This is a genomic window from Streptococcus sp. DD04, assembly GCF_001578725.1.
GTDB classification, from domain to species: domain Bacteria; phylum Bacillota; class Bacilli; order Lactobacillales; family Streptococcaceae; genus Streptococcus; species Streptococcus sinensis.
The window spans coordinates 175719-184253 of record NZ_KQ968976.1 but is presented as its reverse complement, the minus strand read 5'-3'; the positions used below and the strand labels follow the sequence as shown (position 1 = coordinate 184253).

Annotated in this window: 11 protein-coding genes, 1 tRNA gene and 1 pseudogene; 10 read left to right on the top strand and 3 right to left on the bottom strand. The window is 41.3% G+C overall.

Annotated elements, in window-relative coordinates:
- The 3 genes from STRDD04_RS11080 to ldcB form a co-directional block, all read left to right on the top strand.
- The coding region (locus tag STRDD04_RS11080) for a DUF6574 domain-containing protein (protein ID WP_331710259.1) at nucleotides 1–413 on the top strand (413 nt) is incomplete at its 5' end.
- Between the two features lie 25 nt (nucleotides 414–438).
- A complete protein-coding gene (locus STRDD04_RS00875; protein WP_062198529.1) occupies nucleotides 439–2160 on the top strand; it encodes a TcaA second domain-containing protein in 1722 nt (573 codons plus the stop codon).
- A 3-nt stretch (nucleotides 2161–2163) separates the two neighbouring features.
- Nucleotides 2164–2943, top strand: a complete 780-nt coding sequence (gene ldcB, locus STRDD04_RS00870) for an LD-carboxypeptidase LdcB/DacB (protein WP_062198527.1) — start codon at nucleotides 2164–2166, stop codon at nucleotides 2941–2943.
- Between the two features lie 227 nt (nucleotides 2944–3170).
- Here ldcB and STRDD04_RS00865 read toward each other — a convergent pair whose 3' ends face one another.
- Both STRDD04_RS00865 and STRDD04_RS00860 read right to left on the bottom strand, forming a co-directional pair.
- A complete protein-coding gene (locus STRDD04_RS00865; RefSeq protein ID WP_005590635.1) occupies nucleotides 3171–3413 on the bottom strand; it encodes a type B 50S ribosomal protein L31 in 243 nt (80 codons plus the stop codon).
- A gap of 105 nt (nucleotides 3414–3518) precedes the next feature.
- On the bottom strand, nucleotides 3519–4454 hold the full coding sequence (locus STRDD04_RS00860) for a DHH family phosphoesterase (RefSeq protein WP_062198525.1): 936 nt from the start codon (nucleotides 4452–4454) through the stop codon (nucleotides 3519–3521).
- Nucleotides 4455–4559: 105 nt separating this feature from the next.
- Here STRDD04_RS00860 and STRDD04_RS00855 point away from each other — a divergent pair, with 105 nt between their 5' ends.
- The 7 genes from STRDD04_RS00855 to STRDD04_RS00825 all read left to right on the top strand — a co-directional run bounded on the left by STRDD04_RS00855 (nucleotide 4560) and on the right by STRDD04_RS00825 (nucleotide 8325).
- Nucleotides 4560–5000, top strand: a complete 441-nt coding sequence (locus STRDD04_RS00855; protein WP_062199183.1) for a flavodoxin — start codon at nucleotides 4560–4562, stop codon at nucleotides 4998–5000.
- Nucleotides 5001–5124: 124 nt separating this feature from the next.
- The gene (gene sufB / locus STRDD04_RS00850; protein WP_062198523.1) at nucleotides 5125–6507 is read left to right on the top strand and encodes a Fe-S cluster assembly protein SufB; all 1383 of its coding nucleotides are present in this window, start codon (nucleotides 5125–5127) and stop codon (nucleotides 6505–6507) included.
- 279 nt (nucleotides 6508–6786) lie between these two features.
- Entirely contained in the window at nucleotides 6787–7053 is a 267-nt protein-coding gene (locus STRDD04_RS00845; protein WP_062198521.1) for a chorismate mutase, read from the top strand.
- Entirely contained in the window at nucleotides 7050–7424 is a 375-nt protein-coding gene (gene crcB / locus STRDD04_RS00840) for a fluoride efflux transporter CrcB (protein ID WP_062198519.1), read from the top strand. Before STRDD04_RS00845 ends, crcB (STRDD04_RS00840) begins: the two co-directional genes overlap by 4 nt.
- The gene (crcB, locus tag STRDD04_RS00835) at nucleotides 7421–7747 is read left to right on the top strand and encodes a fluoride efflux transporter CrcB (RefSeq protein WP_062198517.1); all 327 of its coding nucleotides are present in this window, start codon (nucleotides 7421–7423) and stop codon (nucleotides 7745–7747) included. The genes crcB (STRDD04_RS00840) and crcB (STRDD04_RS00835) overlap by 4 nt, the downstream gene beginning before the upstream one ends.
- 118 nt (nucleotides 7748–7865) lie before the next feature.
- Nucleotides 7866–8213 (top strand): 50S ribosomal protein L19, encoded by a 348-nt coding sequence (gene rplS, locus STRDD04_RS00830; protein ID WP_037618036.1) that lies wholly within the window; start codon nucleotides 7866–7868, stop codon nucleotides 8211–8213.
- Between the two features lie 40 nt (nucleotides 8214–8253).
- A tRNA-Arg gene (locus STRDD04_RS00825) sits at nucleotides 8254–8325 on the top strand.
- Here STRDD04_RS00825 and STRDD04_RS11615 read toward each other — a convergent pair.
- A pseudogene (locus tag STRDD04_RS11615) lies at nucleotides 8288–8484 on the bottom strand (hypothetical protein). The gene STRDD04_RS00825 and the pseudogene STRDD04_RS11615 overlap by 38 nt on opposite strands.
- Between the last annotated feature and the right edge of the window lie 51 nt (nucleotides 8485–8535).

Below are 8535 nucleotides of genomic sequence, written 5' to 3'. Positions count from 1 at the left end.
TAGCTGGCAGTGCGTCGTTTGATTTCAAGCATTTCTTCCTGTCCGTTTTATCAGCAGCTTTTTCTATTTTCTCCATTATCCTAGGCGGTTTTGTCGTGAAACGCTTGATTTACAGAGATGATAGCTTTACCTTTAACAAAGCTTTTGACTGGTATGGCCGTCTTTATGCAATTGTTTTACCAATCATCACACTAGCGGTATTGATGAATCTTTTAGAAGCGCTGGCTTTGGGTATCTTACTGAATGCTGCTGCTATTCTTTTAGTAGGTATCGGCGCCACCTTTGCTCTTATTTTCTCTAAGAACAATTCTAATTTAGATCCATTCTACAAATACCTGCTAGCTATTGTGGTAAATGGAGTGATTGTCTTTATCTGTGGCTTAATTTCTATGGTAATGCTTAGCGGACTATAAAAGAGACTAAACAAGGGAGAATATGATGGCAACAAAAGAAAAATGGGTGGAACTTTTTGAAGGGGTTATTGGTCGCAAACCTAGCCCTGAGGAATTTATGGCTGCTAAGGCGGTAGACTTCGACTTGAAAAGCATTCAATCCATTGCTGGCCGCTCACAGAAAAGCAGTGAACAGCCAACAAATAGTGAAATAACTCCAGAAGACATTCCTGACAAGGAGAAAGTTGATGAACATGCAGCATTTGAGCCAGCTCAGGAGTCTACTCTCAAGCAAACTTCTGAGCAGGTAGCTGCCCCTCAGGAAATCTGGCTGACAGCCTTTCAAGAGGCTTTTAAGCGACAGCCTAGTCCAGAAGAGTTTCAGATGGCTCAAAGTCAAGGTTTCTCGTCAATTCCAATTCATTCGAAATTGACTGAAAAAAACAATTCAAGCCAGCTGGATATTAAAAAGGACAAAAAGCAGATTTTTAAGAAAAAAGTGGTCTTATCCGGCTTGGGCTTACTGATCTTGATTTCCCTGATAGGATCCTTCTTTTACCTTAGCTCGGTTACTGGAGTTAAAGCGGTGACGGATAAATTTGCCATGGCAATCAAGAATAAGAATTATGACCAAGTAGCTAGTCTGCTCTCCACAGATAGTGATAGATGGACTCGGGCAGAAGCCAAGAATCTGATCTCTTATCTGAACCGGAAAGATATTAATATCGAGACTGAGTTGAGCAATATTGAAAAATCCAATGGTGAGTCTAGTTTCACTGATGAAAATGACAATCAAATCCTCGGTGTTGCTAAAACAAGCAAAAAGTTCGGAATCTTTCAAGAGTATCGAATGCTTGTCTATTCGGTCAAGGTCCGTATCACGACGAATCTTGATGGGGCGACTATCAAACCCGGCGATAAAGAAACAATTAACTTGAAAAAGGATACGCAGATTGAAATAGGTGATTTCCATTTTACCGAGCAGGACTTTCTTCTCAAAGGAAAAACGGAGATTGGCAATGTTGAAACCAAGATAAAGCTAGATTTGGACAAGGCTAAGGACAATCAGCTGGATCTCAGCCTCAAATCTGAAAAGAAACAGCTCAATATCACTATGCCGAAGGAAACTTCAACAGCGACAGCATATAAGATTATCGTCAATGGCAAGGAAGCTGGCGACAGTCTGTCTCCTGAAGTTCAGGTCATCCCTGATCAGGAATTAGAAGTTTATGCTAATTTTTTTATTAATGATGTCAGTTTCACTACAAATAAGGAAAAAGTAGTAGCAAAAGATGATAGAATTGAAGTTGTTCTTACAGTATCTAACGATGTTGTCAAACGTATCAAGGAAGTGGAAGCAAGTCAAAAAGCTAAAGAAGAGGAAAAACGGAAACAGGAAGAGAAAAAAGCTCAGATTTCTATTTTTCTTAGTGATTATCGGAGCGCAGTATTCGACTCAGTTTCCAGTCGCTCTAACTATTTCTCTAAATATTATGATACCTCTAGTGCTGCCTATAAAGAAATGGTTAACTGGACTACCGGTGGTGGAGTCCAGAAGGCGAAGATCGATTACTACAAGCCGGGAGCTCTTGAAATTCGAGAAGTCAGAGAAGAAAAGGGTTCCTATATTGTCACGACCTATGAAGATTTTACAGTGTATTATATTGATAACACACCAAACAGCGTCAATCGTAAGAACAAGGTTTACTACCTCAAGCCAGTAGGAAATAGCTTTGTTATTTATGATATACAAGTATCAGAGGAGTAGAAGATGATGAGCAAATATACAAAATTAATGTTACTCAGTTTAACGATACTAACTCTAGGAGCTTGTTCTTCTCATAAAAAAACTGAAGACAGCGGTGAAACTAGTAAAGAGCTCTCTACTAAAGTGAGTGAGTCTTCTAATGAATCTCAAATTAGCTCTAATAGTACAGATAAATCAGGAGAGAATGAGGCAGAAAAGGCTCATTCTGGTCAAGTTAAGACCATAGATAAAGGTGTTTCTTACAATGGAAGTTACTATAGTATAAAAGGGAAGTATGATGAAATTGTTATTGTTAATAAACATTATCCTTTGTCTCCCAACTATAATCCTGGGGAAGATGCCACAGCAAAATCAGAATTATTAAAATTAATTGCTGCCATGCGGGCTCAGGGCTACGCCATCAGTGATCAGTACAGTGGTTTTCGTAGTTATGAGACACAAGTCGGTCTCTATCAAAGCTATGTCAATCAAGATGGTCAGGCAGCGGCAGACCGATATTCAGCAAGACCTGGTTATAGTGAGCACCAGTCAGGCCTGGCCTTTGATTTGATTGATAGCAGTGGAAATCTAGTGCAAGAAGCTGGAGCAAGCCAGTGGCTCTTGGATAATGCTCATAAATATGGCTTTGTCGTGCGTTATCAAGTCGGGAAGGAATCTTCTACAGGCTATATGCCAGAAAGTTGGCATTTGCGTTATATTGGGAAAGAAGCCAAGGAAATAGCGGAGTCTGGTCTATCATTGGAAGAGTATTACGGCTTTACAGGTGGAAATTACGTAGATTAAAAACCTCGGGTGCTTCAGCGAACTGATTCCACAGTTGATTATCTATAAGAAAAAAAAGCTTAGAACCGTTTGTAAGGGTTCTAAGCTTTTTTAGGCTTTTTGTCAACTATATCGGGTGACAGTGAGGGAAATCAGTCTTAGCTAGCAAAAATCAAACCGCAAAAAAGCCATCCCGATTTCTCGGAAATGGCTTTGGATCAACATTCTTTGTAATGTCAATACGGTTCTTATTTGAGACCGTATTTTTTGTTGAAACGATCCACACGTCCATCTGCTTGAGTGAACTTTTGACGTCCAGTATAGAATGGGTGTGAGTCTGATGAAATTTCGACACGGATCAATGGGTAAGTTTCGCCTTCGAATTCAACAGTTTCGTTAGAACGCTTAGTTGAACCGCTAAGGAACTTGTAGCCAGTAGTAGTGTCCATGAATACAACTGGGCGGTATTCTGGGTGAATGTCTTTTCTCATTTTTAAAAAATCCTTTCTGCCATGGTCTCTTTGCGAGCCATAGATTCGTTACTTTGATAGTTTATCAAATTATGCTCCATTTGACAAGCCTTTTGGATGATTTTCTTACTTTTTTGCAGTTTCCTTTAATTTTTGGTAAATCAATTCTACTTCGTCTTTTGAAAAGGCCTTGGCGCCGCTAGCAAGTGGGTGGCCACCGCCGTGGTGTTGCTTAGCAATTTCATTGATTGGGGTGAACTTACTGCGCATGCGGACACGGTAATGTCCATCCGATTGCTCGACAAAGATTGCCCACATCCGGACATCTTCGATGCGTCCAGGTGCAGCTACGATAGCTGAGGTATCTGCATCTGTCAGGTGATTGTCTTGTAGTAGTTGCTGTGATAGGATAATTCGCGCAGCACCATTTTCATCAATTTCCAGATTATCATAAACATAGCCTTGTAGTTTAGCAACTCGATAAGTGATGGAATCCATTTTACGGGAGAGTTCGGAAAAATTAAAGGGATATTGGCGGAGTTTTGCAGCTACTTCAAATGTGCGGGAGCTGGTGGTCGGATAAAGGAAACGTCCTGTGTCGCCGATAATTCCAGCATAGAGGAGCTTGGCTATGTAGTCATTTACCTCTAAACGGTTTTCAAAGGCGAAAAGAGCGATGATCTCACTGGCGCTGCTGGAAGCTGTATCGACCAGACGAAGATCTCCGTAAGCATCATCGTTGGGGTGATGGTCAATTTTAATCAAGAAGTCCCCCTTATTGTAGCGTTGATCATCAATACGGGGCGTGTTAGCCGTATCACAAACGATTACAAGGGCCTGTTCATAGTCAGCATCTGTCACTTGGTCCATCTTGGCCAGCCAAGTAAGGGTTGGCTCGTCGTAACCAGCTACTTTGATAGATTTTTCTGGGAAGTTGAGCTGGAGGAGTTTTTGCAGGCCGACCTGACTGCCAATAGCGTCTGGATCGGGTCTAACATGACGATGGATGACGATTTTATCGTATTCCTTGATTTTTTTCAAAATTTTGTTGTAGGTATTCATAGCTAACCTCGTAGACTTTCTCTATTTATTATAGCATAAGAGTTTTTATTTTTAAAATAAAAAAGATGTGTTATAATGAATGAAGATTATAATTTGGAGGAAACTATGACCTTAGCGAAAATTGTATTTGCCAGCATGACTGGAAACACCGAAGAAATTGCCGATATTGTGGCGGATAAGCTAAGAGAACTGGATGTAGAAGTTGAAGTGGATGAGTGTACCACTGTCGATGCAGAAGATTTCTTGGAAGCAGATATTACGATTGTAGCGACCTATACTTATGGAGATGGCGAGCTGCCTGATGAGATGATGGACTTCTATGAAGACTTGTCTGGACTAGATTTGTCTGGTAAGGTCTATGGAGTAGTTGGTTCTGGAGATACTTTCTATGATGAATTCTGTAAAGCTGTAGATGATTTTGAAGCAGTTTTTGCTGGCACAGGTGCTGAAAAAGGCGCGGAAAGTGTCAAAGTGGATTTGTCAGCTGAGGACGAAGATATTGAGCGTCTAGAAGCTTTTGCGGAAGAGTTGGTTAATAAAGTTTAGAATGATAAATATGGGAAACGGCTACGGCCGTTTTTGTTTTGCACAACTCTTATTTTCTGACAATTCTCATGATTAGGAGTATAATATAGGTAAGCGCTATCCATAGTACAAAGGAGGACCATCTATGAAAGAACGCGACTATGCCTTTGGCTTTCATGATGATGTTAAGCCGCTCTTTTCAACTGGTAAAGGTCTGACCGAAGAAGTGGTTCGAGAAATCTCAGAAATCAAGAATGAACCTCAGTGGATGCTGGACTATCGTCTGCACTCCTTGGAACTCTTTCATAAGCTGCCCATGCCCGACTTTGGCCCGGATTTGTCAGGTATTCGTTTTGATGACATTATCTATTATCAAAAGCTGACCGGAGAGAGAGCTCGCAGCTGGGATGAAGTGCCAGATGAGATTAAGAAAACCTTTGAACGTTTAGGCATTCCTCAGGCTGAAAGGGAGTTCCTATCTGGTGCAGTGGCCCAGTATGAGTCGGAAGTGGTTTACCACAATATGAAGGAGGAGTTTGCCAAACAGGGCATTATCTTCACCGATACGGATACAGCTGTTCAGGAATATCCAGACTTGGTCAAGCAATATTTCGGGACAGTGGTTTCAAATGCAGAACATAAGTTTGCTGCTTTAAATGGAGCTGTTTGGTCGGGCGGCACCTTTATCTATGTGCCCAAGAATGTCCAGTGCCAAATTCCTGTTCAGACTTATTTCCGGATTAATGGTGAAAATGCTGGTCAATTTGAACGCTCCTTGATGATTATTGAGGAGGGGGCATCTATCCAGTATATCGAGGGTTGTACAGCACCGACTTATACGACAAACAGTCTGCACGCTGCGACAGTCGAAATCATTGTCAAAAAGGACGCTTTTTTCCGTTATACGACCATTCAAAACTGGTCGGACAATGTCTATAATCTGGTCACGGAGCGGGGCATTGTCGAAGAAGGCGGTACCTTGGAGTGGATTGATGGTAATCTGGGCAGTAAGGTCAATATGAAATATCCTTGCAGTATTCTCAATGGTCGAAATGCAAGGACTTCTGTCCTTTCCATGTCTTTTGCAAACTACGGTCAGCATTTGGATGCGGGCTGCAAGGTCTTTCACAATGCTCCTAAGACATCCAGTACCTTGATTTCCAAATCGGTGGCCAAAGATGGCGGCAAGACAGACTATCGTGGCCAGGTTCGCTTTGGTAAGAATAGTGCTGGCTCCAAATCTCATATCGAGTGTGATACCATTCTCATGGACGGCGAGTCCAGCTCTGACACCATTCCTTTTAATGAAATCCATAATTCCAATGTTACTTTAGAACATGAAGCCAAAGTCTCCAAAGTGTCGGAAGATCAGCTCTATTACCTGATGAGCCGAGGTATCAGTGAAGAAGAAGCCACGGCTATGATTATCAACGGATTTATGGAACCCATTACCAAAGAACTTCCAATGGAATACGCCGTCGAACTCAACCAACTCATCAACATGAGTATGGAAGGCTCAGTTGGCTAAAACAGTCTGGGGGACTGTTTTAGGTTGTGGATAAGCACTCGGTTAAGCGAGTGCTCTTTAATAAGGTTCGGGGAACCTTTTTAATCTGTAGATAAGGACTCGCCTTTGCGAGTTCCCCTTAATCTAAGGTCCGGGGGACTGTTTTAGGTTGCGTATGGGAGGCAAAATCAAGTGAGATAATAGGAATTTTCAATTATTTGACCTTGCTGTTTATTTGGAGTAATGCTAGAACATTTTCCTAATTTTTGATATGATAGATAGAACACAAGGAGGAAGCTGATGAATTTAGAAGAAATTAGACAGGAAATTGACCGAGTGGACGATGCCCTAGTTGCCTTGCTGGAAAAGCGCATGAATCTAGTTGGACAAGTAGTGGATTTTAAAAAATCGACTGGAAAGGCTGTTTTGGATAATAAGCGCGAAGAAGTGATTATTTCTAGGGTTGCGGATAAAGTGGAAAATAAGGACTATCAAGCAGCTATCGTTGCGACCTTTTCAGATATTCTGAAACATTCTCGTACCTTTCAGAAGCAGCAAATCAGATGAAAGAAATAAAAAACTCTCTGGCTATTTTCTTGGCAGCCATGCTAGGCGGTTGGCTTCGATATCAGGCTTCTTTATTGATTACATTTACAGGGCATTTTCCACTGGCCACGCTTTTAGTCAACTATTTAGGAACCGTCCTACTAATCTATTTGATTAAAGGTTATTTAACAAGCAAGCAGGTTACCAAACGTTTGCTCCTAGCTTTGTCGACAGGATTTTGTGGCGGCTTGACGACTTTTTCGGGTCTTCTTTTAGACTCACTCAAATTACTGGGTTTAGGCCATTATCTTGAGTTACTCTTATATCTAGCCTTGAGTATCGGCGGTAGCCTTTGCATTGCTTTATGGGCTGGAAGGAAGGTGGCCGCATGATTTGGTTTTTGCTCATTACTTGCGGTCTAGGAGCTCTTGTCCGTTACTTTTTTTCTAAGGTCAATAGCAGGGCTGCTCTGCCAGTAGGTACCTTGATGGCTAATGTATTGGGAGCCTTTTTGATTGGATATTTTTATAATCATATCCAAGATAAGCAACTGTATACCATTTTGGCAACAGGTTTCTGTGGCGGTTTAACAACTCTTTCCACCTTTAATGCTGAATTAACAGAGCTATTTTCAGATAAGAAGAAATTTACCCTCTATCTGATGCTGACCTACCTTTTAGGATTTTTAGCGATTCTTTTAGGAATTTTCATCTAAAATTCTTTACATTTTTTAAAATTTTGATATAATATACTTTGTGCCTAATGGAAGCACAAAAAAACGGCTAATCCGCTGCGGTCCAGAACCTTAAGATTAGTAAGATAGGAGTAGAAAAATGAATCCATTAATCCAAAGCTTGACTGAAGGTCAACTTCGTACTGATATCCCTGCATTTCGCCCTGGTGACACTGTCCGCGTTCACGCGAAAGTTGTCGAAGGAACTCGCGAACGTATCCAGATCTTTGAAGGTGTGGTTATCTCTCGTAAAGGTGCTGGCATCTCAGAAAACTACACAGTTCGTAAGATTTCTAACGGTGTAGGTGTTGAACGTACTTTCCCAATCCACACACCACGTGTTGATAAGATTGAAGTCGTTCGTTACGGTAAAGTTCGTCGTGCTAAATTGTACTACCTTCGTGCATTGCAAGGTAAAGCAGCGCGTATCAAAGAAATCCGTCGCTAATCTTAGAAATGACTCTGTCACTTGGCAGAGTTTTTCTCTAGTCCCCTTAGTTCAATGGATATAACAACTCCCTCCTAAGGAGTAGTTGCTGGTTCGATTCCGGCAGGGGACATTAAACAATACTTAAGAGTCTGGGACAATAGTCCCTTTGCTACAAAAAAAGCAACGGATTTGCCGTTGCTTTTTGCATGATTGCGATAGTCTTGCTAAAATAGAATTGCCCAATAAACCATTTAGAGAGGCTATCCCATGCACATTCACTATAACACAAATCAAACGACTTTACCACTAGAACTTGCTTGCATTTTACCACAAGACCATC

Coding starts and splice junctions, on each gene's coding strand:
- sufB (WP_062198523.1), top strand. CDS start 5,125: ATGAAAGAACGCGACTATGCCTTTGGCTTTCATGATGATGTTAAGCCG.
- STRDD04_RS00875 (WP_062198529.1), top strand. CDS start 439: ATGGCAACAAAAGAAAAATGGGTGGAACTTTTTGAAGGGGTTATTGGT.
- rplS (WP_037618036.1), top strand. CDS start 7,866: ATGAATCCATTAATCCAAAGCTTGACTGAAGGTCAACTTCGTACTGAT.
- crcB (WP_062198517.1), top strand. CDS start 7,421: ATGATTTGGTTTTTGCTCATTACTTGCGGTCTAGGAGCTCTTGTCCGT.
- STRDD04_RS00865 (WP_005590635.1), bottom strand. CDS start 3,413: ATGAGAAAAGACATTCACCCAGAATACCGCCCAGTTGTATTCATGGAC.
- crcB (WP_062198519.1), top strand. CDS start 7,050: ATGAAAGAAATAAAAAACTCTCTGGCTATTTTCTTGGCAGCCATGCTA.
- ldcB (WP_062198527.1), top strand. CDS start 2,164: ATGATGAGCAAATATACAAAATTAATGTTACTCAGTTTAACGATACTA.
- STRDD04_RS00855 (WP_062199183.1), top strand. CDS start 4,560: ATGACCTTAGCGAAAATTGTATTTGCCAGCATGACTGGAAACACCGAA.
- STRDD04_RS00845 (WP_062198521.1), top strand. CDS start 6,787: ATGAATTTAGAAGAAATTAGACAGGAAATTGACCGAGTGGACGATGCC.
- STRDD04_RS00860 (WP_062198525.1), bottom strand. CDS start 4,454: ATGAATACCTACAACAAAATTTTGAAAAAAATCAAGGAATACGATAAA.